Here is a 22,451-nt window from a genome sequence, read left to right as displayed (position 1 = left end):
ATCAACTTGTTTTTGTGTCGTAAATACCTTGCTCGTGACGAATTCAGCTTGCAGCATATCAAGGATAGTCATATATTATTGATCACCGGTCTCTAAATTTTCACAGCTCGGAGACTGAGAGATAATTTACGCTGCCAATCTCAGGCAGGAGAGCGATTATGCCCTTTGGGGTAGAACAATGGATCAGCCGACAAAGCATCGCTTCGGCGCCCAACGGAATTGGGAGTCTGGACGATTTCGACAGGTCGCTTCTTGTCGTCGATAGGGACAGCTTATTTTCCAACCGGCTCGCGGCGGCCCTTTCCTTACGTGGGTTTACGGTTCGGACGGCAATGAGCGTCGCTGGCGCGCTGGAAGCGATCAGGATGGCTCCGCCCGCCTTCGCTGTCGTCGACCTCAGGTTCGGCGACGGAAACGGTTTCGATGTGATTCAGGCGCTGACGGCCGAGCGCGCGGACGCGCGCGGCGTGATCGTAACCGACTACGGCTCGATCGCCACCGCGGTCATGGCGATGAAGATCGGCGCTTTCGACTACCTCTCCAAACCGGCGAGCGCCGAGGAGGTGGTCATCGCTCTGATGGCTGGTCGGCTCGATCCGCCGTCGCAGCATGAAACGCCCCTGTCGGCCGACCGCGTTCGCTGGGAGCACATCCAGCGCATTTACGAAGCCTGCGAGCGCAACCTGTCCGAGACGGCGCGGCAACTCGACATGCACAGGCGAACCCTTCAGCGCGTTCTCTCCAAGCGCGCGCCCAGATAAGCCAGACCGAAGGACCCAACGCTCCTCGCCGGGTCGATTCCGGCTGACGACCGACGCGCCCGGCAAGCGGAAACTCGGCGCCGCCAGGCCCTGAATGGGAAAGCCGCCAGGCCCCGAATGGGAAAACCGCCGGCGCCGCGCCTCCCGCACCGCCGTCGCGAGGTCGCCGAAAAAATCGCGAAAGAACAGGAACGGCTGCTCGGCCCCCACTCCTCGCCCATGAACAGGGCCGCAAGCTGCGGCGGCAGAAGGACGACGCTGGCGAGCGCGCGCTCCGCCGCGGGCGAGGCGAGCGCCCCCGGACGGCGTCGTGGTCGCTGTCGGCGGCGCGCCGGCCCGGTTTGGTCGCCGGCCGATCCACGCCCCCGCCCGGTCGACCGGACTCAACGCTCCGACGAGCCCTTCACCCGGCCGAACACCACCCGACCCTTGTGGTCGAGGAGGAGCAGTTCGACTGCGCTCGGCGGCCAGGCGAAATCGAAGGCCCGGCGGATCGCGTCCGGCGCGCCCGAGGCGTCGAGCTTGATGTCTTTCATGGCCTTCGGCGGTCGAGCGTTGCCGCCGCCCAGGAAGCGAAGGCGATATTGCTCCAGCCGGTCGGCCGCCGAAGCGTCGCGGACGCGTTCGCTCGACTGGCGGGAGCGCTGAGCCGGAAAGTCGTCTCTGCTGTCGGTCTTGCTGTCCGTCACGACGTCCCTCCCGCGGCTCGAATCGACACCGGATGGTCTGGCCTGGCCACGGCGAGGCCCGCCCTCGCGATCGTTAACAATCCGCGGCGACGTCCGCTGTTCAATATTGACCATCCGGCAAAAAATGCCGGCGGCGCGAAGGGCGGGCTAATCGCGCAGAACGACGCTCAACAGAGCGCTGTTGACTTTGAGTTCGCCATTGTAGTCGATGAAGCCGAGCTTCCTGAACTTGTTCATGAAGTAGCTCACCCGGGGCCGGGTGGTGCCGATCATCTCCGCCAGCGTCTCCTGACTGATCCTGGCGGTGATCGGCTCGGGCTTTCCCTCCTTGCCGAAATTGGCCAGCAGCAGCAGCGCGCGGGCGAGGCGTTTTTCGCTGGAGTTGAACAGGTGGTCCACGAGGTCCGCCTCGATGCGACTGTTGCGCGTCAGCAGGTGAGCCGTGAACACTTCGGCGAAAGCCGGTTCGGCGTGAAGGACGCGGATCATCTCGGTCTTTTCGATGCGCAGGACGGAAGCGGCGGTCATGGCGATGGCGGTCGCCAGCCGCACGGGCTGGGCAATCAGGCAGCCCTCGCCGAAGAAGTCCCTGTCGCCGAGAAGGCCCACGACCGCTTCCCGCCCCTGCCCGGAGGTCACGGCCAGCTTGATCTGCCCGCGCAGGATGTAAAAGACCGCGTCCGCCGGATCGCCCTGCGTGAAAATGACATGCCCTGCGCGAACCTCCGACGCGGACCGTCCGTGGTTGACGCTCGCCAGAAACACGTCCGGATCGAACGATGCGCTCTTGGCTTTTCTCGCCATGGACAGATTCCCGATTGAACTCAACCGAATGGTAATCCCGTGCGCCCACCCCGCCAAGCGCGATCATGACGACGCGCGCCGCTCGTCGGCCCCGGCGCTGCGGGCCGGCCTTTGCGGCGGAACCGAAGGTCGGAGCGAGCCTGCGCGCCGCGCGGCGCGCTCCGGCAATCGGTCTTGTCCGAGCGTATCGACGCAAGCGCGCCCCGCCTCGTCGCAACGCCAGGCCGGGCGCCGCTAGGTCGCGTCCCACAGCGCCTCGGCCGTCGCGAGCAACCGCTTACGCCAGGCGATCTGCCGCCGCCAGCGCTCCGGGATGGCGTCGAGGCCCCAGACGGCGCCGGCGATCTGCCCGGCGACCGCGCCGACCGTGTCGGCGTCGTCGCCGAGGTTCACCGCCAGGAGAACGGCGGCCTCGAACGTGTCCGACTCGGAGACCGCCCACAACGCCGCCTCGAGCGTATCGATCACGTAACCGCTCGAGCGGATCGTCGCCCGTCTCTTGCCGCGCCACGAGCCCGCGGCGATCGCCCTGACCTTCGCCGCCGAGAACGCCGCGCCCGCGGCGGCGTCGAGCGCGCCCTTGCCCTCGCCGGCGATCCCGGCGGCCAGCACCAGCGCCAGCGCTTCGGCCGCGTCGAGACATTCGGGCGCGGCGTGGGTGACCTCGGATTGGGCGCGCGCCAGCGCGGCGGCCTTGCGCGGATCGCCCGCGGCGGCGAGCGCGACGGGCGCGAGGCGCATGATGCCGCCGTTGCCGGCCGAATGGGGATCGTCGCCGCCGCGCGGGGTCTTCGTGCGCACGAACGCGGCGAGCGAAGCGCGGGTGGCGGCGCCGATATCGAAGCAGCGTCCCGTGACGCTGTTCTCGCCCTCTTTCCACCAGCGCACGAAGCGCTGGGCGAGGTCGGCGGCGACGAGCTCGCCGCCGCCCGCGACCAGGCTGTCGGCGAGGCAGAGCGCCATCGAGGTGTCGTCGGTCCACTCGCCGGGCTTCAGCCGGAACGGGCCGCCCCCGACCATGTCCGCGACCGGAGGAACGGTGTCGCGCAGGCTGAACTCGATCGTCGTGCCGAGCGCGTCGCCGACCGCGAGCCCAATGAAGGCGCCGAGCGCCCGATCGCGGCGCCCCGCCTCGGCCGAAGGCGTGAGCGCCATCCGCGTCCCTCCGTCTGGTCTGCGCCAAGCTTAGCTGGAGCGCGGCGGCGGGGGAACCTCGATCACCTCGATGTGCGCGGCTTTGGCGAGCGCGACCATGTGCTCGGTGCCGACGCCGCCCGGGAAGGCGACGACGACGTCGGGACTGCCGACCTCGATCATCCGCTGATTGCGGCTGAGACCGTCCTCCGCGTCGACCCGGTGCCACTCCGGCAGGAAGTCCCATTCGAGAACGCCGTGGTCGCGCGCCCACTTGCCGGCGATGCGATCGACGCCGCGCGCGTCGCCGTGAAGGAGCCGCTCGAACGGTCCGCGGGCGACGCGCAGGCGATCGAGCGTCTTCTCGACATACTCGACGTCCTCGACATCCCGACCGCCACAGACCAGGACTCGCATCGGCTCGACTCCTCTTGCGCGCCAAACAGAACCGCGAACGGCCGCTGGCCGGCTCCGCTTCCTTCCGTCGTCGGGCGCCCGCGGGCAAGGCGGCATATCGCCGCGCGAACGGTTCCGCCCTTACCCGAGGAGCGGCCTCAGCAGCATCTCGGCGCCGAGGATCACGAGGCCGATCAGGAACCAGCGGCGGAACGTGGTCGGGCTCACCCTGCGGCGGACGACCTGCCCCGCCGCCATGCCGAGGAGCGCCGGAACCAGCGCCAGCGACGACGGCGCGAGATTGTCGAGACGGAAAGCGCCGTGCGCGGCGAGGCCCGCCGCGAGCGCGACCGTCGAGACGGTGAACGACAGGCCGAGCGCCTGGACGAGATCCTCCTTGTCGAACCCGAGCGACTGCAGATAGGGCACGGCGGGAATGACGAACACCCCGGTTGCGCCGGTGACCATCCCGGTCGCGGCGCCGACCAGCGGCCCGAGCCAAGGCTCGAGCCGCGCCGGCAGGCTCAGAGGCCGCGCAACCAGCGCATAGAGGGCGTAGACCGCGAGCGTCGCGCCGAGCGCCGCGGTCGTGAGCCGGGGGTTCCCGCCGGTCAGGAGCGAGGCGCCGGCCCATGTGCCCGCGACGATCGAAGCCAGCATCGGCCACAGCCGGCGGATCAGCGGCAGGAAGCCCGGCCCGGCGAACAGCTGCCAGACGTTGGTGACGAAGGCCGGAACGATCAGAAGGTTCGCCGCGACGAGCGGCGACAGGAGCGCGCCGAGCGCGCCCATGGCGACCGTCGGCAGCCCCATGCCGGTCACGCCCTTGACCACGCCGGCGACAAAGAACGTAGCGGCGACGACCAGGGCGAGCGACAGGGACGGAGCGGGCATGGGCCCTTGTCGCGCGGGACGCCGTCCCGAGGCAATGCCGTACAGCGGTGCGCAGGCGTCCCGCGCTTGGCCGGTCCCGGACGACCCCCAAGCAACCGCCGCGCCCGCTTTCGCCGCCGCCCTGCGCACGACGCCGACAGGGCCGCGGGGGCGCGCCGAACGTATTCGACGGCATCCGGCGATGGCGGGCGATCGACCCTTGTTCACGAGCTGACCGGGCGCTATTCCGGCCATCGTCGCCAGAATTCAGCCGAGTCCCGAATGGGCGCGTCTTCCGAAGAGCAAAGCGGCAACGAGCCGATCGTCGAATTGCAGCCGAGGGCCGTGCCAACCGGACGTCCCTCGCCGCGCTTGCGTCAGCCGAGTCACGAACTCGTCACCAGCATCGTCGAACGCGCCAGACGCCGACCGCGGGTCGGAGGCAATGCGGTCGACCTGATTCGTCGCATGCGCGACGGCGAGGACGCGTTTCAGCCGTGAAGACGCTCACGCCGCCACGCCCCTCGCCTTCAGTTCCGCCTCGAGGTCCACGCCCGGCGTGTAGTGGATCGTCGCGATGCCGAGCGCCTCGGCGGCGCGGATGTTGGCGAGCGAATCGTCGATGAACAGGAGTTCGCGCGGCTTGCGGCCCACCCGCTCGACCAGAATCTCGTAGATCCGCCGGTCGGGCTTGGCGACGCCGACGTGGCCGGAGACGATGCGGGTGTCGAACGCGCGCAGGAAATCGTGCAGGCCCTCGCTGATCGCGAATTTCGCGGTCGAGAAATTGCTGAGCGCATGGACCGGCCGGCCGGCGGCGCGCAGGCGGCGCAGGAGCGCGACGTTCTCCTCGATCGGCCCGGCGAGCGTCTCGACCCAGCGCGAATCGTAGAGCCGAACCTCCTCGGCGAATTCGGGGAAGGCCTGGGCCCGCGCCTCGACCGCGGCGGAAAAGTCCGGGTCGACGTCGGTCTGCAGGATGAAGTCGCCGGAGAGCGCCGTCGCCAGGAACCGCTCCATCCGCGCTTCGTCTGCAAACACCGTTCGGTAGAGATTGCGCGGGTCCCAGCGCAGCAGAACGTTGCCGATGTCGAACACCACGATCACGCCGAATCTCCCGACCAAGATCCTGAACAGACAAACGCCGTCGCCGGACGCTGCGCAAGCGCTTGGCGACCGCGCCCCGTCGCCTGCCCCCGAACGAACGCCGGCCCCGGCCGGGCGTTGACTGTCGCGTGGAGACCATACAATGCCGTTAACTCCCGCCCCTGCGCCGGATCGGACGCGTAGCGACAGCGAAGGCCGCGCCGGCGGCGGCGGAATCGCCCCGCCGCAGGCCGACGCAGCCCGCAGCGGCGCCGCCGCCGACCCCGCGCGCCATCCCCGCGTCGTCATCGTCGGCGGCGGTTTCGGCGGCCTCTCGGCCGCGCAGGCGCTGGACGGCGCCGCGGTCGAGGTCCTCCTCCTCGACGAGCAGAACCATCATTGCTTCCAACCCCTGCTCTACCAGGCCGCCACCGCGGCGCTGTCGACTGCCGACATCGCCTGGCCGATCCGCCACATCCTCTCCCGGCAGCGCAACGCGACCGTGCTGATGGCCAGGGTCTACGGCGTCGACCTCGACCGCGGACTCGTCCGCTCGACCGCGGGCGAACTCGCCTTCGACTGGCTGGTGCTCGCAACCGGCTCGACCCATTCCTATTTCGGCCACGAGGCCTGGGAAAAGTTCGCGCCGAGCCTCAAGACCGTCGACGACGCGTTACGGGTCCGCGGGCGGGTCCTGACCGCCTTCGAGCGCGCCGAGACCGCGCAGACGGACGAGCAACGTCGCCGGCTGCTCACCTTCGCCATCGTCGGCGGCGGGCCGACCGGAGTCGAACTCGCCGGCGCGCTCGCGGAACTCGCCCACCGCACGCTGCCGGGGGAATTCCAGCGTTCGAGGCCGGCGAGCGCGCGCATCCTGCTGGTCGAGGCCGGACCGAGGCTGCTGCCCGCGTTCCCCGAGACGCTCGCAAGCGACGCCGTCCGCCGCCTCGAGCGCATGGGCGTCGAAGTCCGCACCGGCGCCGCGGTCGAGGCGATCGACGAGGACGCCCTCGTCGTCGACGGCGCGCGGATCGAGGCCGGCGGCGCGATCCTCTGGGCCGCCGGCGTCCGCGCCTCGCCCGCCGCCGCCTGGATCGGCGCGCAGGGCGATCGCAGCGGACGCGTTTCGGTCGAGCCCGATCTGTCGCTCGCCGGACGGCCGAACGTGTTCGTCGTCGGCGACACGGCCGCCGTCCGCGACGCCGCCGGGATTGAGACGCCGGGCCTCGCCGCCGCGGCCAAGCAGATGGGGCGCCACGCTGGGCGAACGATCCGCGCCCGCGTGCAGGGACGGCCGGCGCCCGGCCCGTTCCGCTACCGCGACTACGGCGCCCTCGCCACCATCGGCCGCAATGCGGCGATCGCCAGCGTCGGACGCCTGCGCCTGACCGGCTTCCTCGGCTGGCTGTTCTGGAGCGTCGTCCACATCTACTTTCTCATCGGCCTGCGCTCGCGCCTCTTCGTCGCCGCGAGCTGGGCGTGGATTTATCTGACCGACCAGCGCGGCGCACGGATCATCTTGCGGCGCGACCGAGGGCCGGGCGTCTGAGGCGATCACCACGAAGGACACAAAGAAGCACGAAGTCTTCGTGCCCCTTCGTGTCCTTCGTGGTGAAACAGCGGGGCCGGACGCCGCGGCCCCTCCGCCGCCATCAAGAAACACCAAGCCTTCGTGCCCCTTCGTGTCCTTGGTGGTGAAAAAGCGCTTTCACCACCGCAGCACGACGACCGTGTCCGCCCCGGCGCCGAATTCCACAGCCTCGGTCGCGTCGGCGGCGTCGCTCTCGAGCTTCGCGTCGCGCACGACTTCGACGCCGTCGACGTTGGCGCCGGCCGCTTCGTCGATTTCGGCGACGCAGACCGGGGTCTCCGGCGGCAGATCCTTCACGGCCTCGAACAATTCGGCGAGCGTCATGACCGGCCTCCTATCCCGGAAGAACGGCGGCCACGACCGGGGGTTCCTTGTCGAGCTTTGCGGACCAGGCGATGACGGCGCCGCCAGTCTCGTCATCGCGAGGGACGCCGGACCTTGATCCGAGGGGACGTGGCGATCCAGGAGTCGAGGACGCCGACGCCAGCCGTGACGTCCAGCCGGGGTCTCGCGCTCGACGCCCGACAATGCAGGCGTCCTCGTCTCCGTCATGGCCGGGCTCGTCCCGGCCATGACGCGGTGTTTCCGGTCCCGATCCATGCGGCGAGGCGCGGGCCTCGACGGCGTCGTAACCCTCCGCCTCGCAAGGGGCGTCAGGGTCCCGGTCAACCCCCGGCGCAAGCGGAAGAGCGGGGCCGTCGTGGGGATCGCGCCGGCTTCAACTTCGGAATAAGAGAATTTTTCTTGCCAAACCGTTTGGTCTGTGTTTTGATATTCCGATGCGAAGACTGGCGCTGTCGACCGATCGTCCCTCCGCGGGCCCTCCAGCGCGCGGGCGCCTCGCGGGAGGACGCCGTGGCCTGCTGTTCCGATCGGAGAGCGCCGGCGCGACCCGAACAATCGATCGGGCGAGCGGATCGAACGGCGAGCCGCGTCAGGGGCGACGCGCCCGTCCAGAGGCCGCAAGCACAAGCGCAGCGGCTCTGGATCGCCACACTTCGCTCGCGATGACGAGCGCCGCCCTCGCGGTCGCCGTCAAACGGCCGCCCGCGGCCCGCAACTTCCGGCGCAAACCTTTGAAAACGCTGGAAACCGGCTCGGAGATCGCGCGGTGTCGGGCGACAGGCGGACGTGGACCGGAGCCGTCAAAGCAGGCCGCCGCCCGTGACGACCCGCGCGGGCGCCGAAACGCGTCGTCATCGCGAGCGAAGCGACGCGATCCAGGGGCCGCTGGGCCGCCATTGCGGCTCTGGACCGCCGCGTCGTGCTTCACGCCCCGCCATGACGGAGTCGGCCGTGACATTCGCCCGGAAATTCCGGCGCAAACCTCTGAAAAGCCTCAAAACCGGCTCGACCCGGACGCCGGTCCGGGCTCGCCCCGCCCGAAAGCAAGTCGGGCCGACGCGTTTCGCCGCGCCGGCCCGCACTTTCCAACAAAGGGGGGACAAACCACGTCCGCGCCCGTTCTGACGCCTCACCCCTGGCAGATTCTCTCCGGCAGCGGTTTGATCTCCGTCAAGGGCGGAACCAACCGCCGGAGAAAACCCGCCTCACTCCTGCGGGATCGCCATCGGCTGCGCCGGGACGGCCGAAGCGAGCGGGCCGGGGCCGGAGCCGTCGCGCTGGTAGACGTCCGGGCGGAACTGGACGACGCCGTCGGGCGTCGCCCAGGCGGTGATGTACACCCAGTAGACGTTGACGGGCTGCGTCAGCTTGACGTCCAGGCGCTGCCCGCTGCGGATGACCTCGTCGATCTGGTCGCGCCCCCAGCCCGGATTGTCCTTGAGCAGCCACGCCACGTAGTCGCGCACGTCCTGCACCCGGATGCAGCCGGACGAAACGAAGCGGAAGTCGTCGCCGAAAATGCCCTTCGACGGCGTGTCGTGCATGTAGACGCCATAGGGGTTCGGGATGTTGATGCGCACGATCCCGAGCGAATTGAGGTCGGCGCCGGTGTCCTGGCGGTACTTGAAATGGGTCGCCTCTTCGGTGTTCCAGTTGATCGAGGTCGGCGACACCTCTTCGCCCTTGCCGTTGAAGATGCGGATTTTCTCGTCGGTCAGATAGTTCGGGTCGGCCTTCATCTTGGGGATGAGGTCCTTCTTGATCAGCGACGGCGGCACGGTCCAGAACGGGTTGAAGTTGATCTCGGTCGCGCGCGTCTGCATGATCGGCGACTGGCGGTCGATCTTGCCGACGCCGGCGGCGTGGTGCGAATAGACGACGCCGTTCTCGACCGTCTCGACCTCGGCCGCCGGGATATTGGCCACCACGTAGCGCTGGCCGAGATCGCCGGAAAAGGTCTTGAGACGCACGATGTTGGTTTCGAGCTGCTGCAGGCGGGCCGCGGCGGACACGTTCAGTTCGGCGATCGTGCCCTCGCCGACCGCGCCGGTCTGGCTGAGGCCGTGGCGGGCCTGGAAGCGCTTGACGGCGGCCTCGACGAAGGAATCGTACACCGGTCCCGCGCCGGCTTCCGCATCGAGGTCGCCGGAGGCGACCAGGCGCAGGCGCAGGGCCTGGACCCGCGCCCCCTTGGAGCCGATCCGAAGGTCCGCCCCGGGCGGCACGGCGCTCCAGCCGCCGCGGGTGACGATGTCCTGATATTTCTGGATCGCCGCCTGCGTCGCGTCGACGGTCGCCGCGGACAGGATCGGCGTCGATTCGCGCTCGATCGCCATGCGCGGCGAGGCCTCGTAGCTTTGCGGCCATTCGGCCTGCCCGTCGGCGTCCGCGGCCCGCGCGGCGAGCGGAATCAGGCCCGCCAGCGCCAGCGCGCCCATGGCCGCGCCGAGCAGAAGGCGGCGCGAGGACCGCGAGACGTTCGTGTCACGCATCAGCTTCAAGCTCCCAGGAACCAAGGACCGTCCCGCGTCGTCGGGGCGACGCCTGCACCGATTGCGACACGCCGCGCCTCGCCGAGTTGACGATGGGTATGGGCGCAAAAATAGGTTTCAGTCTGGCGATTTTAAGGCCGCATCGACGATGATGCGCAAAGGGGGCGTTCGAGATCGAACGCCCCCACGGCCGATCGAGAACGAGGTTAACAATGGATTATCACAGCCGATACTTGATCTGGTCGACCCAATAGCGCTCGAGCCTGGCCAGGGACACATTGACCCGCGCCAGTTCGCCGCCGCCGACGCCGCCGATCTGCTCGATGGTTCGGGCGTGCTTGGCGTAGACCCCGGCGACGAGGCGGTGAACGTCCTTCCCCTTGTCGGTCAGGCTGATCCGAACCGCGCGACGGTCGATGCGCGAGCGCGCGTGGTGAAGGAAGCCCTGCTCGACCAGCTTCTTGACGTTGTAGGATACGTTCGACCCGAGATAGTAGCCTTTGGTCCGCAATTCGCCGGCGGTCAGCTCCTTGTCGCCGATGTTGTAGAGCAGCAGCGCCTGGACGGCGTTGACGTCGGAACGGTTGCGACGGTCCAGCTCGTCCTTGATGACGTCGAGCAGGCGGCGGTGCAGCCGCTCGACCATCGTCAACGTCTCCAAGTAAAGGCTGGCGACTGGAAGTTCCTGCTCGTCAGCCCCGGCGACGTCTTGAGTCCTGGTTGCGTTCAACATGGTCGCTCGCCCGCTCGTCTTCCTGTAGCCGAAGTTGAATTCGGTCCACCCCAGTGGGTCCGACTGTAGCGGCGGGTCCTGAAGACGCGACTAAGAATTACGATGAATCGAAGGTTTTCGCCGGCTGGTAAAAGAGAGCTGAACGGGGTCCGCGTCCGTCATGGCGAAGCGAGCGGCGCGCCCGCCCCAATCACCATGCACGTCGCTTGCTTCAGTCCCGCTCGCGCGCCGCGAGCCAGCTCAAAAGGAAATAACCGGTGACCAGGACGACGTTGATCGCGGCGGCGAAATAGCCGATCAGCGCCGACCTCGGGCTCAGCACCGGCGAAGCGGCCTCGACCATGGCGCACAGGAGCCAGATGGCGCCGCCCCAGGGCGCGGCGAGCCAGAGGCCGACCGCGGCCAGAAGGTCGAAACCGGCGAACGCCACCACGGTCGCCTGAAGGGCGAGGCTCATGGTCGTGAACTCGCGGGCCGGGAACACGCCGAGGATGATCGCCCAGTTGAATAGCCCTTTCGCCACCCACACCCACGCGAGCGTCCGCATGTACCAGAGGAGGACGGTCCGCCAGCCGACCGCCTCGATCACGGAGCTGATCTTTCCGTCGGGAACGCGGGCAGGCAAACCGTCGACCAGTTCGATCCCGCCGTCCCGGCTCTGGCGCAGACGATAGGTCATCGGTTCGGCAACGTCAGCTCGTCGTCGCCGAGCGGTGCGAAATAGCCGTCCAATTCCGCAGCCGAAGGCCGCGGGCTCCACATCGGGCGGTTGTCCTTGTCGACAATCAGCGCCCGCACGCCCTCGTAGAAATCATGGCCGCGGCAAAGCCGCGACACGATGCGGAACTCGACCCTGAGCGCCTCGTCGAAATCGACCGTGGCCCCGAGCGCCATCTGACGAAGGGCGATCGCCTGGCTCGTCGGCGATTTGGCGAGCATGGCGGCGCGCGCCGGCGCGGCGAAGGCGAGGCCGCGCCGCTCGGCCGCCTCGAGCGCAGCCACGATCGCCTCGCGACTGTCCGGGGCGAAGCATGCCTCGAGGCCGTCCGCTTCGTCCATCAGCGCCGATTGCGGCGGCGGCGAAGCGAAGCGGGCGAGGGTCGCGCCGACGTCGTCGGGGCTCTCGAGCGCGGCGGCGAGCGGGCCCATCGCGGCGCTCGGCGCGAACATCTCGGCGAGCCCAAAAGCGAGCGCGTCGCCGGCGTCGGCGCGCAAGCCGGTCAGGGCGAGATAGACGCCCGCCCGGTGCGAAAGGCGCGGCAGAAAGAAGGTTCCGCCGACGTCGGGGAAGAACCCGATGCCAACCTCCGGCATAGCGAAGGAGAAGCGCCCTCCGGCAACCCGGTGCCGGGCGTTGATCGAGACGCCGACGCCCCCGCCCATGACGATGCCGTCGATCAGCGCGACGACGGGTTTCGGATAGGTCCGGATCCGCGCGTTGAGCTGGTATTCCTCGCGCCAGAACGTTAGTTGGCCGGCGTGGTCCCCGGCTCTTCCCAGTTCATAGAGGCGCCGGATGTCGCCGCCGGCGCAGAACGCCTTGTCGCCGGCGCCGGTGATCACGACCCGGGTGACGAGGGGGTCGTCCTCCCACGCGTCCAGCGCCGCGGCGATCCGCCGAACCATTGTCAGCGTCAGAGCGTTCAGCGCCTTGGGCCGGTTGAGGACGACGACTCCCGCCGCCCCGCGCCGCTCGGTCAGCGCCTCGGCGTCTCCGCTCACGACGCTGACGCTGCCGCGACGTCTTTCAGAACCGCGTCGATGGCCGCCGTCACCGCATCGATCGGGGCCATGCCGTCGACCCCGCGCAGCAGGCCGAGCCGGCGATAGACCGGCGTCACCGCGGCCGTGTCGTGCTCATAGGCCGCCAGACGCGACTTGAACACGTCGGGGTCGTCGTCCTTGCGCACCGGCTGTCCGGCGGCCCTGGCTTCGGCGGCTCGGTTGACGATGCGGTCGACGAGCTTGCCGGCGTCGACGGTCAGCTCGATCGCGGCGTCGAGCTTGAGCCCCTTGGCCGCGAGCATGGCGTCGAGCGCCTCGGCCTGTTTGACCGTGCGGGGAAATCCGTCGAGAATGAAGCCGTTCCTGGCGTCGGGCTCGCCGATCCGGTCTGCGATGATCCCGACCACGATCTCGTCGGAGACCAGCCCGCCGGACTCCATCACGTCCCTGGCCTTGAGGCCGATCGGCGTTCCCGCCGCAACCGCCGCGCGCAGCATGTCGCCGGTCGAAAGCTGCGGAATGCCGTACTTCTGCACGAGCCGGGCAGCCTGCGTGCCTTTGCCGGCGCCGGGCGGCCCGAGCAGAATCAACCTCATCGCTTCCGTCCCTTCAGTCTGGCCCTGCGGATCAGCCCTTCGTATTGATGCGCCTGCAGGTGCCCGTGAATCTGCGCAACCGTATCCATCGTCACGTTCACGACGATCAGCAGCGACGTGCCTCCGAAATAGAACGGCAGCGACGCATAGGAAATCAACCATTCGGGTAACAGGCAGATCAAGGCGAGATAGCCCGCGCCGAGCACCGTGATGCGGGTGAGGATGTAATCGATGTATTGCGCGGTGCGCTCGCCTGGCCGCACGCCCGGGACGAAGCCGCCGTGCTTCTTGAGGTTCTCGGCGGTGTCGGCCGGGTTGAAGACCGTCGCGGTGTAGAAGAAGGCGAAGAACACGATCAGCGCGACATAGAGGGTGAGGTAGAGCGCGCTGCCGCGCCCGAGCAGGGCGTTGATCGTGGTGAAGATGCCCGAACTCGTCGTCCCTTGCGCGAAGTTCGCCACCGTCGTGGGCAGCAGCAGTAGCGAAGAGGCGAAAATCGGCGGAATGACGCCCGCGGTGTTGAGCTTGAGCGGCAGGAACGAGCTCTGCCCCTCGTACATCTTGTTGCCGACCTGTCGGCGCGGATAGGTGATCGGCACCCGTCGCTGCGCCCGCTCCATGAACACGATGAAGGCGACGACGACGAACACCATCACCACGACGGCGAGCACGAGGCCGGTCGAGATCGACCCCTGCCGGCCGAGCTCGAACAATTGCACGACCGCCTGCGGGAGCCGGGCGACGATGCCGGCGAAAATGATCAGCGACGAGCCGTTGCCCACGCCACGCGCCGTGATCTGCTCACCGAGCCACACGAGAAACATCGTGCCGCCCGTGAGAGTCACGACGGTCGAGACGCGGAACAGGATTCCAGGGTCGCTCACCACGCCCGTTCGCGCCTCGAGCCCGATCGCGATGCCGTAGGCCTGGAACAACGCCAGCGCGACGGTCAGATATCGGGTGTACTGATTGAGGACCTTGCGCCCCTGCTCGCCCTCTTTCTTGATCGCCTCCAGCGAGGGCACCACGGAACTCAACAGCTGAATAATGATCGAGGCCGAGATGTAGGGCATGATGTTGAGCGCGAACACCGCCATGCGCTGCACGGCGCCGCCCGAGAACATGTTGAACATGTCGAGCACGCCCTGCTTCTGACCGAGGAACGCGGTCTGAAACGCGTCCGAATCAATTCCGGGCAGAGGGATGTACGTCCCGAGCCGGAAGATGACGAGCGCGCCTAGGGTGAACCAGATGCGCTTTTTGAGTTCATCGGCCTTGGAGAAGGCTGACCAGTTGATATTGGCTGCGAGCTGTTCGGCGGCCGACGCCATTGCGCTCTCCAGGCAGCGCCCTCGAAGGGCGCAAGGTGTGAACAAACGACGTTCCCGCTGCGCGGAAGCCCGCGCAGCGGCAACGCCCCTATCATAGGAATGCCCGGCGCGCCATGGCCAGACCGGTCGCAGCCGTCAGGGCGCGGCCGGCGCGGCCTCCGCCTGCGGGATCTTGAGCGTGCCGCCGGCCTTCTCGATGGCCGCGACCGCGCTCTTCGAGGCCGCGTCGACCTCGAAATTGGCCTTCGCCTTCAGTTCGCCGGAGCCCAGAATCTTCACCCCGTCGCGCGGATGGGTGACAACTCCGGCCTTGAGCAAAGCCTCGGCGGTGATGGTCTCGGCGATATCGAGCTTGCCGGCGTCGATCGCGCTCTGAATCCGGCCGAGGTTGACCTCGTTGTAGACCAGTCGATTCGGCGGGGTGAAGCCGCGCTTCGGCAGGCGCCGATGCAGCGGCATCTGGCCGCCCTCGAAACCCTTGATGCGCACACCCGAGCGCGCGGTCTGACCCTTGCCGCCGCGGCCGGCCTGCTTGCCCTTGCCCGAGCCGATGCCGCGACCGACGCGGATGCGGGCCTTGGTCGAGCCGGGATTGTCCTTGATGTCGTTGAGTTTCATCGGCGCAATCCTCTACTCGCCGTCCACGACGCGCACGAGGTGCGCGACTCTGGCGATCATGCCGCGGTTGGCGGGCGTGTCCGCCACGCTCGCCTTCCGGCCGATCTTGTTGAGGCCGAGACCCCTCAGCGTGTCTCGCTGAGAAGCTGGGCGGCCGATGGCGCTGGAGACCTGCACCACGGTGATTGTCTTTTCGACAGGCATTGCAGCCACCCCGCTCACGAGTCGCTGGCGTCGGCTTCGACGCCCTGGCGGCGCGACTGGATCGTCGACACCTTGAGGTTGCGGCGCTGCGCCACCGACCGCGGGCTGTCCTCGCGCCCGAGGGCGTCGAAGGTCGCGCGGATCATGTTGTAAGGGTTCGAGGAGCCCTGGCTCTTCGCCACCACGTCGTGGACGCCAAGGGACTCGAACACCGCGCGCATCGGGCCGCCCGCGATGATGCCGGTTCCAGCAGGGGCGGCGCGAAGCACGACGCGCCCCGCGCCGTGCCGGCCGTTGACGTCATGATGCAGCGTCCGTCCCTCCCGCAGCGGCACGCGCACGAGGCCGCGCTTGGCCGCCTCGGTCGCCTTGCGGATCGCCTCCGGCACCTCTCGCGCCTTGCCGTGACCGAACCCGACCCGGCCCTTCTGGTCGCCGACGACGACGAGCGCCGCAAAACCGAAACGCCGGCCGCCCTTCACGACCTTCGCCACGCGGTTGATGTGGACGAGGCGATCGACAAACTCGCTGTCGCGCTCCTCGTGTTTGTGGTCGCGGCCGCGGCCGCCTTCGTCACGCGCCATTTGGATCTTCCGTCACTCAATCGCGGCGCACGCCCGAATGCGGCGCCGCTCGCTTCCGTTAGTGGATCAGAACTCGAGGCCGCCCTCTCGGGCCCCCTCGGCCAGCGCCTTGACGCGGCCGTGGTACATGTAGCCGCCGCGGTCGAACACGACCTTGCCGACGCCGGCCTTCTTCGCCCGCTCGGCGAGTTCCTTGCCGATCAGGCGGGCGGCTTCGACGGTCGCGCCGGTCTTGAGCTGCTCGCGAAACGCCTTTTCGATGGTCGAGGCCGCGGCTACGGTGCGACCCTGCTCATCGTCGATGACCTGGGCGTAGATCTGCTTCGACGACCGGAACACGCTGAGACGCGGACGGCCGTTGGCGTTGGCGGCGATCGTCCGGCGGATGCGCGCCTTGCGTCGATCGGTTGAGGTATTGGACTTGGGCATGGGCTCCGCCTGTTACTTCTTCTTGCCTTCCTTGCGGAAGATGAACTCGCCGGCGTACTTCACGCCCTTGCCCTTGTAGGGCTCGGGGCCGCGGAACGCGCGGATTTCGGCGGCGATCTGGCCGACCTGCCTCTTGTCGATGCCGGCGACGGTGATCTCGGTGGGCTTGCCCGTCGTGATCGAGATCCCCGCCGGGATCGGATAGACGATGTCGTGGCTATAGCCGAGCGACAGCTGCAGATTCTTGCCCGCGATCGCGGCCTTGTAGCCGACGCCGTTGATCTCGAGCTTCCGCTCGAAACCATGGGTGACGCCGCCGATCAGGTTGGCGATTCGCGCGCGGGTCGTTCCCCACATGGCGCGCGCGCGTTTGTCTTCGCCGTGCGGCGTGACATGCACCGCGCCGGCGTCGATCGCCACAGCCACCTCTTCAGGCGCTGTGAATGAAAGTTCGCCTTTCACGCCTTTGACGGCGATGGTCTGCCCGTCCAGCTTCGCGGTGACGCCGGCCGGAATAACCACTGGCTTCTTGCCAATTCGAGACATGGTTCAATTCCAATTCCAATACGACGCCCCGTCAGAAGACGGTGCAGAGGACTTCGCCGCCGACATTGGCTTCCCGGGCGGCGTGGTCGGCCATGACGCCCTTCGGCGTCGAAAGAATGGCGACCCCGAGGCCGTTGGCGACGCGCGGCATCGCGTCGACGGTCGCATAGACGCGGCGGCCCGGCTTCGACACGCGCTCGAGCTTTCGGATGACCGGCTCGTTGTCGAAATATTTCAGCTCGATTTCGAACTCGGAGCGGCCATTGTCGAACTCCGTGGTCGAATAGCCTCGGATGAAGCCCTCCGACTCCAGCACGTCGAGCACCTTCTTGCGAAGCGAGGAGCCGGGGGTCGAAACCTTGCCGCGCTTACGCATCTGCGCGTTGCGGATGCGGGTCAGCATGTCGCCGAGCGGATCGTTCACTGCCATGATCCCAGCCTCCTCACCAGCTCGACTTCACGAGGCCCGGGATCAGGCCCTTGTTGCCCAGTTCCCGCAGCGCGATGCGCGACATCTTCATTTTGCGATAAAACCCGCGCGGCCGACCGGTCACCTCGCACCGGTTGCGCACTCGGATGATCGCGCCGTTGCGGGGCAGTTCTGCGAGCTTGAGGCGCGCCTCGAAGCGCTCCTCCATCGGCCGCGAATCGTCGTTGGCGACGTCGAGCAGCCGCTGGCGCCGACCCGCGAACTTCTTCGACAGCCGCTGCTTGCGCAGGTTGTTCTCGATTGCACTCTTCTTTGCCATTAAGGCCTCCAATTTTCCGCGTCTGAACCTTGTCGGTTCACTGCCGGAACGGGAAGTTGAACGCTTTCAGCAAGGCCTGCGCTTCCGCGTCGGTCTTGGCCGTCGTGCAGACCACGATATCGAGACCGAGCATCGACTCGGCCTTGTCGTAGTCGATTTCCGGGAAAATGATGTGCTCCTTGACGCCGAGCGCATAGTTGCCCCGACCGTCGAACGAATTCGGGTCGAGACCGCGGAAGTCGCGCACGCGCGGCAGGGCGACCGTCACCAAGCGGTCGAGGAACTCGTACATCCGGGTCTTGCGCAGGGTGACCTTGGCGCCGATCGGCATGTTCTCACGCACCTTGAAGGTCGAGATGGCCTTGCGGGCGCGGGTGATCACCGGCCGCTGCCCGGCGATCAGCGCGAGGTCGCCGGCCGCCGTGGTCACCTTCTTGGTGTCGTTGACCGCGTCGCCGACGCCCATGTTGAGCACGATCTTGTCGAGCTTCGGCACTTCCATGGCGTTCTTGTAGCCGAACTCGGAGATGAGCTTCGGCACGATCTCGTCCTGGTAGACCTTCTTCAGCCGCGCGACATAGTCCTTGGGCGTGGCCGGCGACGCGCCAACAGTTCCGGCAGGGGCTTCGCCCCTCGCCGTCTTTGCGACCTTGCCGCCCTTGGCCTCTGAAGCCGGGGCGCTCTTGCCGCCCTTCGGGGGAGCGGCCTTGTCGCCCTTGCCGGGCTTGGCACCCTTTTCGTTCTTGTCAGCCATCGATCAGATCTCCGGAACGCTTTGCGACACGCACCTTGCGGCCGTCGTCGAGAATCTTGAACCCGACGCGCGTCGGCTTGCCCGACTTCGGATCGGCGACTGCGATGTTCGACAGGTGAATCGGCGCTTCCTTCGTCAGGATGCCGCCCTCGGTCTGCGCGGTCTGCTTGGTGTGGCGGCGCACGAGGTTGACCCCGGCGACGATCGCCCGATCCTCGGCCGGGATGACTTCGCGAACCTCGCCCGTCTTTCCTTTGTCGCGACCGGCGACGACGACGACGCGGTCGCCTTTCTTGATCTTGGCGGCCATCACAGCACCTCCGGCGCGAGCGAGATGATCTTCACGTGGTTCTTGGCGCGAAGTTCGCGCGGCACCGGCCCGAAGATGCGGGTCCCGACCGGCTCCGACTGATTGTTCACCAACACGGCGGCGTTCGAGTCGAACCGGATCACGGAACCGTCGGCGCGGCGGATGTCCTTGGCGGTGCGCACCACCACCGCCTTCATCACGTCGCCCTTCTTCACGCGCCCGCGCGGAATCGCCTCCTTCACCGAGACGACGATGATGTCGCCGATCGAAGCGTAGCGACGCTTCGATCCGCCCAAAACCTTGATGCACATCACGCGCCGCGCGCCGGAATTGTCGGCGACGTCGAGATTGGTCTGCATCTGTATCATGGCCTGATCGCCTTTCTGATCAGAACGGTTTCCGGCGCTCGCAACGCCGGACTACGCCTGGAGGAGGCTCGTCGCCCCCGGGATGAAACTCGAAGGACGCTCGCGCGCCCTCATTCCGTCGCCGCCGCCTCGTCGATCACGATCCAGCGCTTCAGCTTCGAGATCGGCTTGGTCTCCTGGATGGAGACGGTGTCGCCGACCTTCTGGGTCTTGTTCTCGACATGCGCGTGATAGTTCTTCGTCCGGCGCACGGTCTTCTTGAGCAGCGGGTGGGTGAATCGTCGCTCGACTTTCACGACGAGCGTCTTTTCCTGCTTGTCGCTGACGACGACCCCCTGCAAAATTCTCTTCGGCATAGCGTTAGTCCTCGGACTTGGCGGCGGCGCGCTTCTGCGCGGCGATGGTCTTGACGCGCGCGATGTCGCGCCGGACGACGCGCACCCGCGCCGTGTCCTGCAACTGCCCACTCGCCTTCTGGAAGCGCAGGTTGAACTGCTCCTTCTTCAGCTTGAGGGCCTCGTCGCCGAGTTGGTCTTCCGTCATGACGCGCAGGTCGGAAAGGCGGCTGCTGTTCTTCATCTCGCGCTCTCCTTATTCCGCGATGCGCTGCACGAAACGGGTCTTGATCGGAAGTTTGGCCGCGGCGAGCAGGAACGCCTCGCGCGCGATGCCTTCCGGCACGCCGTCGACCTCGAACATGATCCGGCCCGGGGCGACGCGGGCGACCCAGAACTCCGGAGCGCCCTTGCCCTTGCCCATGCGGACTTCGATCGGCTTCTTCGACACCGGCACGTCGGGGAACACACGGATCCAGACGCGGCCGGCGCGCTTCATGTGGCGGGTGAGCGCGCGGCGGGCCGCCTCGATCTGGCGCGCGGTGACGCGTTCCGGCTCGAGCGCCTTGAGGCCGAACTCGCCGAAGTTCAGCGCGAATCCGCCTTTCGCATTGCCGTGGATCCGGCCCTTGAAGGCTTTGCGGAACCTGGTTTTCTTAGGCTGCATCATGGTCGTAGTCTTTCAATGGGTCCGCAAGCGTCAGACCGCTTCGCGCTGCTCGCGGTCGCCGCGATCGCGACCATGGTCGCGATCGCGTTCCCGGGGCTCGCGGCGCGGACGGTGCGTGGAGGAATGGTCGGCCTCGGCCTGGCGTTTGTCCTGGGCCATCGGATCGTGCTCGAGGATCTCGCCTTTGAAGATCCAGACCTTGATGCCGCAGGTGCCGTAGGCCGTGTGCGCGGTCGCGACGCCGTAGTCGACGTCGGCGCGCAGCGTGTGCAACGGCACGCGGCCCTCGCGGTACCACTCGAGCCGCGCGATTTCCGCGCCGCCGAGCCGGCCCGAGCAGTTGATGCGGATGCCTTCTGCGCCCAGGCGCATCGCCGACTGGACCGCGCGCTTCATCGCGCGGCGGAACGCGACGCGGCGCTCGAGCTGCTGGGCGATCGACTCCGCGACCAGCGTCGCGTCGATTTCCGGCTTGCGCACCTCGACGATGTTGATCGCCACCTCGGAATTGGTGAGCTTGGCGACCTGCTTGCGCAGCTTGTCGATGTCGGCGCCCTTCTTGCCGATCACCACCCCCGGACGAGCCGAGTGGATGTTGACCCGGCACTTCTTGTGCGGGCGCTCGATCACGATCTTCGAGATCGCGGCCTGCTTGAGACCCTTCGACAGCACCTCGCGGATCTTCATGTCCTCGTGCAGCAGCTTGCCGTATTCGGTCTTGTTCGAATACCAGCGCGAATCCCACGTCCGGTTGATGCCGAGGCGCAACCCGATCGGATTGATCTTCTGACCCATAGTCGCCTCTCCTCAGGCCGCTTTGGCTTCGTCGGCGGCGACTTCGCGCACGACGATGGTGATGTTGGCGAACGGCTTCTCGATGCGCCCGGCCCGGCCGCGCGCGCGGGGGCTGAAACGCTTCATCACCATGTCCTTGCCGACCCAGGCCTGGGCGACGACGAGATCGTCGACGTCGAGCTCATGGTTGTTCTCGGCGTTGGCGATCGCCGACTCGAGCGCCTTCTTCACCTCGACCGAGATCCGCTTGCGCGAGAACTCGAGATCGGCGAGCGCGGTCGCGACCTTCTTGCCGCGAATGAGCTGGGCGAGCAGGTTCAGCTTCTGCGGGCTTACCCGCAACATCCGAACGGTCGCCTTCGCCTCGTTGTCGGCCAGGCGGCGCGGGTTGGCTTGCTTGGACATCGGTTACGCCCTCTTCGCCTTCTTGTCGGCGGCATGGCCATGAAACGTCCGCGTCGGCGCGAACTCGCCGAACTTGTGGCCGATCATTTCCTCGGACACCATCACCGGAACGTGCTTGTGGCCGTTGTAGACGCCGAAGGTGAGGCCGACAAACTGCGGCAGGATAGTCGAGCGCCGGCTCCAGATCTTGATGATCTCGGACCGGCCCGACCCGCGCGCAGCGTCGGCCTTCTTCAGCATATAGCCGTCGACGAACGGCCCCTTCCAAATCGAGCGCGTCATGGCTCAGCCTTTCTTCTTCCGTGCGTGCCGGGACGCTACGATGAACTTGTCGGTCGACTTGTTGCTGCGCGTCTTGCTGCCCTTGGTCGGCTTGCCCCACGGAGAGACCGGGTGACGCCCGCCCGAGGTCCGGCCTTCGCCGCCGCCGTGCGGATGGTCGACCGGGTTCATGGTGACGCCGCGATTGTGCGGACGATGCCCGAGCCAGCGGTTGCGGCCCGCCTTGCCGAGCGAGGCGTTCATGTGGTCGGGGTTCGAGACCGCGCCGATCGAGGCGAAGCACTGTCCGTGGATCAGCCGCTGCTCGCCCGAGTTGAGGCGGAGCGACACGTAGCCCTGGTCGCGGCCGACGATCTGCGCATAGGTCCCGGCGGAGCGCGCGATTGCGGCACCCTTGCCGATCTTCATCTCGACGTTGTGCACGATCGTTCCGACGGGAATGCTGGCGAGCGGCATTGCGTTGCCCGGCTTCACGTCGACCTGCTGGCCCGCGATCACCTCGTCGCCGGCCGACAGCCGCTGCGGCGCGATGATGTAGGCCTGCTCGCCGTCGGCGTACTTGATCAGCGCGATGAAGCTCGTGCGGTTCGGATCGTACTCGAGCCGCTCGACCTTCGCGGCCACGTCGAGCTTGCGCCGCTTGAAGTCGATGATCCGGTACGACTGCTTGTGGCCGCCGCCGCGGAAGCGCACGGTGACGCGGCCGTGGTTGTTGCGGCCGCCCTTCTCCGACTTGCCGACGGTCAGAGCCTTGACAGGCTTGCCCTTGTGCAGGTCGCTGCGGTCGACGATGGCCAGCTGGCGCAGGCCCGGCGTCGACGGCTTGTAGGTCTTGAGTGCCATAGT

At 67.6% G+C, this 22,451-nt stretch carries 32 protein-coding genes; 2 read left to right on the top strand and 30 right to left on the bottom strand.

Annotated features, from left to right (window positions below; genetic code table 11):
- The first annotated feature begins 158 nt into the window (after positions 1-158).
- The gene (locus DFR50_RS10670) at positions 159-761 is read left to right on the top strand and encodes an ActR/PrrA/RegA family redox response regulator transcription factor (protein WP_113889191.1); all 603 of its coding nucleotides are present in this window, start codon (positions 159-161) and stop codon (positions 759-761) included.
- A 383-nt stretch (positions 762-1,144) separates the two neighbouring features.
- On the opposite strand, the gene DFR50_RS10665 is transcribed toward DFR50_RS10670, so the two are convergent.
- The 6 genes from DFR50_RS10665 to DFR50_RS10635 form a co-directional block, all read right to left on the bottom strand.
- Positions 1,145-1,450 carry a hypothetical protein gene (locus tag DFR50_RS10665; RefSeq protein ID WP_113889190.1) on the bottom strand — a complete coding sequence of 102 codons (306 nt, stop codon included), beginning with the start codon at positions 1,448-1,450 and terminating at the stop codon, positions 1,145-1,147.
- Between the two features lie 147 nt (positions 1,451-1,597).
- On the bottom strand, positions 1,598-2,254 hold the full coding sequence (locus DFR50_RS10660; protein ID WP_113889189.1) for a Crp/Fnr family transcriptional regulator: 657 nt from the start codon (positions 2,252-2,254) through the stop codon (positions 1,598-1,600).
- A 234-nt stretch (positions 2,255-2,488) separates the two neighbouring features.
- Complete coding sequence (locus DFR50_RS10655; protein WP_113889188.1) at positions 2,489-3,409, bottom strand: ADP-ribosylglycohydrolase family protein; 921 nt, start codon at positions 3,407-3,409, stop codon at positions 2,489-2,491.
- 30 nt (positions 3,410-3,439) lie between these two features.
- Positions 3,440-3,805: a DUF2493 domain-containing protein gene (locus tag DFR50_RS10650; protein WP_170153155.1), complete on the bottom strand. Its 366-nt coding sequence runs from the start codon at positions 3,803-3,805 to the stop codon at positions 3,440-3,442.
- 120 nt (positions 3,806-3,925) lie between these two features.
- Entirely contained in the window at positions 3,926-4,678 is a 753-nt protein-coding gene (locus tag DFR50_RS10645) for a sulfite exporter TauE/SafE family protein (RefSeq protein ID WP_113889186.1), read from the bottom strand.
- 486 nt (positions 4,679-5,164) lie between these two features.
- A complete protein-coding gene (locus tag DFR50_RS10635; RefSeq protein ID WP_210208856.1) occupies positions 5,165-5,764 on the bottom strand; it encodes an HAD family hydrolase in 600 nt (199 codons plus the stop codon).
- Positions 5,765-5,906: 142 nt separating this feature from the next.
- Here DFR50_RS10635 and DFR50_RS10630 point away from each other — a divergent pair, with 142 nt between their 5' ends.
- Entirely contained in the window at positions 5,907-7,292 is a 1,386-nt protein-coding gene (locus DFR50_RS10630) for an NAD(P)/FAD-dependent oxidoreductase (protein ID WP_113889184.1), read from the top strand.
- A gap of 159 nt (positions 7,293-7,451) precedes the next feature.
- On the opposite strand, the gene DFR50_RS10625 is transcribed toward DFR50_RS10630, so the two are convergent.
- The 24 genes from DFR50_RS10625 to rplB form a co-directional block, all read right to left on the bottom strand.
- Positions 7,452-7,658, bottom strand: coding sequence for a sugar phosphorylase (locus DFR50_RS10625; protein WP_113889183.1), 207 nt, complete (start codon positions 7,656-7,658; stop codon positions 7,452-7,454).
- 1,226 nt (positions 7,659-8,884) lie between these two features.
- Positions 8,885-10,171 (bottom strand): L,D-transpeptidase family protein, encoded by a 1,287-nt coding sequence (locus tag DFR50_RS10620; protein WP_245427605.1) that lies wholly within the window; start codon positions 10,169-10,171, stop codon positions 8,885-8,887.
- Positions 10,172-10,391: 220 nt separating this feature from the next.
- On the bottom strand, positions 10,392-10,904 hold the full coding sequence (gene ldtR / locus DFR50_RS10615) for a transcriptional regulator LdtR (protein ID WP_113889182.1): 513 nt from the start codon (positions 10,902-10,904) through the stop codon (positions 10,392-10,394).
- 211 nt (positions 10,905-11,115) lie between these two features.
- Complete coding sequence (locus DFR50_RS10610; protein ID WP_113889181.1) at positions 11,116-11,583, bottom strand: DUF6163 family protein; 468 nt, start codon at positions 11,581-11,583, stop codon at positions 11,116-11,118.
- Positions 11,580-12,626 (bottom strand): enoyl-CoA hydratase/isomerase family protein, encoded by a 1,047-nt coding sequence (locus DFR50_RS10605; protein ID WP_113889180.1) that lies wholly within the window; start codon positions 12,624-12,626, stop codon positions 11,580-11,582. The genes DFR50_RS10610 and DFR50_RS10605 overlap by 4 nt, the downstream gene beginning before the upstream one ends.
- Positions 12,623-13,225: an adenylate kinase gene (locus DFR50_RS10600; protein WP_113889179.1), complete on the bottom strand. Its 603-nt coding sequence runs from the start codon at positions 13,223-13,225 to the stop codon at positions 12,623-12,625. The genes DFR50_RS10605 and DFR50_RS10600 overlap by 4 nt, the downstream gene beginning before the upstream one ends.
- Positions 13,222-14,556 (bottom strand): preprotein translocase subunit SecY, encoded by a 1,335-nt coding sequence (gene secY / locus DFR50_RS10595; protein ID WP_113889178.1) that lies wholly within the window; start codon positions 14,554-14,556, stop codon positions 13,222-13,224. The genes DFR50_RS10600 and secY overlap by 4 nt, the downstream gene beginning before the upstream one ends.
- Before the next feature lie 135 nt (positions 14,557-14,691).
- Positions 14,692-15,174 carry a 50S ribosomal protein L15 gene (gene rplO / locus DFR50_RS10590; RefSeq protein WP_113889177.1) on the bottom strand — a complete coding sequence of 161 codons (483 nt, stop codon included), beginning with the start codon at positions 15,172-15,174 and terminating at the stop codon, positions 14,692-14,694.
- A 12-nt stretch (positions 15,175-15,186) separates the two neighbouring features.
- Positions 15,187-15,378: a 50S ribosomal protein L30 gene (gene rpmD / locus DFR50_RS10585; protein ID WP_113889176.1), complete on the bottom strand. Its 192-nt coding sequence runs from the start codon at positions 15,376-15,378 to the stop codon at positions 15,187-15,189.
- A gap of 14 nt (positions 15,379-15,392) precedes the next feature.
- Complete coding sequence (gene rpsE, locus DFR50_RS10580; protein WP_113889175.1) at positions 15,393-15,962, bottom strand: 30S ribosomal protein S5; 570 nt, start codon at positions 15,960-15,962, stop codon at positions 15,393-15,395.
- 66 nt (positions 15,963-16,028) lie between these two features.
- The gene (gene rplR, locus DFR50_RS10575) at positions 16,029-16,391 is read right to left on the bottom strand and encodes a 50S ribosomal protein L18 (RefSeq protein WP_113889174.1); all 363 of its coding nucleotides are present in this window, start codon (positions 16,389-16,391) and stop codon (positions 16,029-16,031) included.
- A gap of 12 nt (positions 16,392-16,403) precedes the next feature.
- Positions 16,404-16,937 carry a 50S ribosomal protein L6 gene (gene rplF, locus DFR50_RS10570; protein WP_113889173.1) on the bottom strand — a complete coding sequence of 178 codons (534 nt, stop codon included), beginning with the start codon at positions 16,935-16,937 and terminating at the stop codon, positions 16,404-16,406.
- Positions 16,938-16,968: 31 nt separating this feature from the next.
- Positions 16,969-17,367, bottom strand: a complete 399-nt coding sequence (gene rpsH / locus DFR50_RS10565) for a 30S ribosomal protein S8 (protein ID WP_113889172.1) — start codon at positions 17,365-17,367, stop codon at positions 16,969-16,971.
- Between the two features lie 13 nt (positions 17,368-17,380).
- Positions 17,381-17,686: a 30S ribosomal protein S14 gene (gene rpsN / locus DFR50_RS10560; RefSeq protein ID WP_113889171.1), complete on the bottom strand. Its 306-nt coding sequence runs from the start codon at positions 17,684-17,686 to the stop codon at positions 17,381-17,383.
- A 37-nt stretch (positions 17,687-17,723) separates the two neighbouring features.
- Positions 17,724-18,440: a 50S ribosomal protein L5 gene (rplE, locus tag DFR50_RS10555; RefSeq protein WP_210208855.1), complete on the bottom strand. Its 717-nt coding sequence runs from the start codon at positions 18,438-18,440 to the stop codon at positions 17,724-17,726.
- Complete coding sequence (gene rplX / locus DFR50_RS10550; RefSeq protein WP_113889170.1) at positions 18,433-18,750, bottom strand: 50S ribosomal protein L24; 318 nt, start codon at positions 18,748-18,750, stop codon at positions 18,433-18,435. Before rplX ends, rplE begins: the two co-directional genes overlap by 8 nt.
- Complete coding sequence (rplN, locus tag DFR50_RS10545) at positions 18,750-19,118, bottom strand: 50S ribosomal protein L14 (protein ID WP_113889169.1); 369 nt, start codon at positions 19,116-19,118, stop codon at positions 18,750-18,752. Before rplN ends, rplX begins: the two co-directional genes overlap by 1 nt.
- 110 nt (positions 19,119-19,228) lie before the next feature.
- Positions 19,229-19,474, bottom strand: a complete 246-nt coding sequence (rpsQ, locus tag DFR50_RS10540) for a 30S ribosomal protein S17 (protein WP_113889168.1) — start codon at positions 19,472-19,474, stop codon at positions 19,229-19,231.
- A gap of 4 nt (positions 19,475-19,478) precedes the next feature.
- Positions 19,479-19,697, bottom strand: a complete 219-nt coding sequence (rpmC, locus tag DFR50_RS10535; protein ID WP_113889167.1) for a 50S ribosomal protein L29 — start codon at positions 19,695-19,697, stop codon at positions 19,479-19,481.
- A gap of 12 nt (positions 19,698-19,709) precedes the next feature.
- A complete protein-coding gene (gene rplP / locus DFR50_RS10530; RefSeq protein ID WP_113889166.1) occupies positions 19,710-20,123 on the bottom strand; it encodes a 50S ribosomal protein L16 in 414 nt (137 codons plus the stop codon).
- 30 nt (positions 20,124-20,153) lie between these two features.
- The gene (rpsC, locus tag DFR50_RS10525) at positions 20,154-20,918 is read right to left on the bottom strand and encodes a 30S ribosomal protein S3 (protein WP_113889165.1); all 765 of its coding nucleotides are present in this window, start codon (positions 20,916-20,918) and stop codon (positions 20,154-20,156) included.
- 12 nt (positions 20,919-20,930) lie between these two features.
- Complete coding sequence (rplV, locus tag DFR50_RS10520) at positions 20,931-21,323, bottom strand: 50S ribosomal protein L22 (protein ID WP_113889164.1); 393 nt, start codon at positions 21,321-21,323, stop codon at positions 20,931-20,933.
- A gap of 3 nt (positions 21,324-21,326) precedes the next feature.
- Positions 21,327-21,605 carry a 30S ribosomal protein S19 gene (rpsS, locus tag DFR50_RS10515; RefSeq protein WP_113889163.1) on the bottom strand — a complete coding sequence of 93 codons (279 nt, stop codon included), beginning with the start codon at positions 21,603-21,605 and terminating at the stop codon, positions 21,327-21,329.
- A 3-nt stretch (positions 21,606-21,608) separates the two neighbouring features.
- Complete coding sequence (gene rplB / locus DFR50_RS10510; protein WP_113889162.1) at positions 21,609-22,448, bottom strand: 50S ribosomal protein L2; 840 nt, start codon at positions 22,446-22,448, stop codon at positions 21,609-21,611.
- Positions 22,449-22,451: the final 3 nt, after the last annotated feature.

This window comes from Roseiarcus fermentans (assembly GCF_003315135.1).
Taxonomy (GTDB): domain Bacteria; phylum Pseudomonadota; class Alphaproteobacteria; order Rhizobiales; family Beijerinckiaceae; genus Roseiarcus; species Roseiarcus fermentans.
Note: the sequence above shows the minus strand (reverse complement) of the source record. Positions and strands in the feature narration are given on the sequence as shown.

Excerpts from the sequence above, each read along its gene's own strand:
- rplN (WP_113889169.1), bottom strand. The coding sequence starts at position 19,118 with ATGATACAGATGCAGACCAATCTCGACGTCGCCGACAATTCCGGCGCG.
- rplR (WP_113889174.1), bottom strand. The coding sequence starts at position 16,391 with ATGCCCAAGTCCAATACCTCAACCGATCGACGCAAGGCGCGCATCCGC.
- rplP (WP_113889166.1), bottom strand. The coding sequence starts at position 20,123 with ATGATGCAGCCTAAGAAAACCAGGTTCCGCAAAGCCTTCAAGGGCCGG.
- rpmC (WP_113889167.1), bottom strand. The coding sequence starts at position 19,697 with ATGAAGAACAGCAGCCGCCTTTCCGACCTGCGCGTCATGACGGAAGAC.
- rplO (WP_113889177.1), bottom strand. The coding sequence starts at position 15,174 with ATGAAACTCAACGACATCAAGGACAATCCCGGCTCGACCAAGGCCCGC.
- rplE (WP_210208855.1), bottom strand. The coding sequence starts at position 18,440 with ATGGCTGACAAGAACGAAAAGGGTGCCAAGCCCGGCAAGGGCGACAAG.
- DFR50_RS10620 (WP_245427605.1), bottom strand. The coding sequence starts at position 10,171 with ATGCGTGACACGAACGTCTCGCGGTCCTCGCGCCGCCTTCTGCTCGGC.
- rplF (WP_113889173.1), bottom strand. The coding sequence starts at position 16,937 with ATGTCTCGAATTGGCAAGAAGCCAGTGGTTATTCCGGCCGGCGTCACC.
- DFR50_RS10655 (WP_113889188.1), bottom strand. The coding sequence starts at position 3,409 with ATGGCGCTCACGCCTTCGGCCGAGGCGGGGCGCCGCGATCGGGCGCTC.
- DFR50_RS10600 (WP_113889179.1), bottom strand. The coding sequence starts at position 13,225 with ATGAGGTTGATTCTGCTCGGGCCGCCCGGCGCCGGCAAAGGCACGCAG.
- DFR50_RS10630 (WP_113889184.1), top strand. The coding sequence starts at position 5,907 with ATGCCGTTAACTCCCGCCCCTGCGCCGGATCGGACGCGTAGCGACAGC.
- DFR50_RS10670 (WP_113889191.1), top strand. The coding sequence starts at position 159 with ATGCCCTTTGGGGTAGAACAATGGATCAGCCGACAAAGCATCGCTTCG.
- rplB (WP_113889162.1), bottom strand. The coding sequence starts at position 22,448 with ATGGCACTCAAGACCTACAAGCCGTCGACGCCGGGCCTGCGCCAGCTG.
- DFR50_RS10650 (WP_170153155.1), bottom strand. The coding sequence starts at position 3,805 with ATGCGAGTCCTGGTCTGTGGCGGTCGGGATGTCGAGGACGTCGAGTAT.
- rpsC (WP_113889165.1), bottom strand. The coding sequence starts at position 20,918 with ATGGGTCAGAAGATCAATCCGATCGGGTTGCGCCTCGGCATCAACCGG.
- DFR50_RS10660 (WP_113889189.1), bottom strand. The coding sequence starts at position 2,254 with ATGGCGAGAAAAGCCAAGAGCGCATCGTTCGATCCGGACGTGTTTCTG.
- secY (WP_113889178.1), bottom strand. The coding sequence starts at position 14,556 with ATGGCGTCGGCCGCCGAACAGCTCGCAGCCAATATCAACTGGTCAGCC.
- rpsN (WP_113889171.1), bottom strand. The coding sequence starts at position 17,686 with ATGGCAAAGAAGAGTGCAATCGAGAACAACCTGCGCAAGCAGCGGCTG.
- DFR50_RS10645 (WP_113889186.1), bottom strand. The coding sequence starts at position 4,678 with ATGCCCGCTCCGTCCCTGTCGCTCGCCCTGGTCGTCGCCGCTACGTTC.
- rpmD (WP_113889176.1), bottom strand. The coding sequence starts at position 15,378 with ATGCCTGTCGAAAAGACAATCACCGTGGTGCAGGTCTCCAGCGCCATC.
- rpsS (WP_113889163.1), bottom strand. The coding sequence starts at position 21,605 with ATGACGCGCTCGATTTGGAAGGGGCCGTTCGTCGACGGCTATATGCTG.
- DFR50_RS10625 (WP_113889183.1), bottom strand. The coding sequence starts at position 7,658 with ATGACGCTCGCCGAATTGTTCGAGGCCGTGAAGGATCTGCCGCCGGAG.
- rpsQ (WP_113889168.1), bottom strand. The coding sequence starts at position 19,474 with ATGCCGAAGAGAATTTTGCAGGGGGTCGTCGTCAGCGACAAGCAGGAA.
- DFR50_RS10610 (WP_113889181.1), bottom strand. The coding sequence starts at position 11,583 with ATGACCTATCGTCTGCGCCAGAGCCGGGACGGCGGGATCGAACTGGTC.
- rpsE (WP_113889175.1), bottom strand. The coding sequence starts at position 15,962 with ATGGCGCGTGACGAAGGCGGCCGCGGCCGCGACCACAAACACGAGGAG.
- rplX (WP_113889170.1), bottom strand. The coding sequence starts at position 18,750 with ATGGCCGCCAAGATCAAGAAAGGCGACCGCGTCGTCGTCGTCGCCGGT.
- rpsH (WP_113889172.1), bottom strand. The coding sequence starts at position 17,367 with ATGGCAGTGAACGATCCGCTCGGCGACATGCTGACCCGCATCCGCAAC.
- rplV (WP_113889164.1), bottom strand. The coding sequence starts at position 21,323 with ATGTCCAAGCAAGCCAACCCGCGCCGCCTGGCCGACAACGAGGCGAAG.
- ldtR (WP_113889182.1), bottom strand. The coding sequence starts at position 10,904 with ATGTTGAACGCAACCAGGACTCAAGACGTCGCCGGGGCTGACGAGCAG.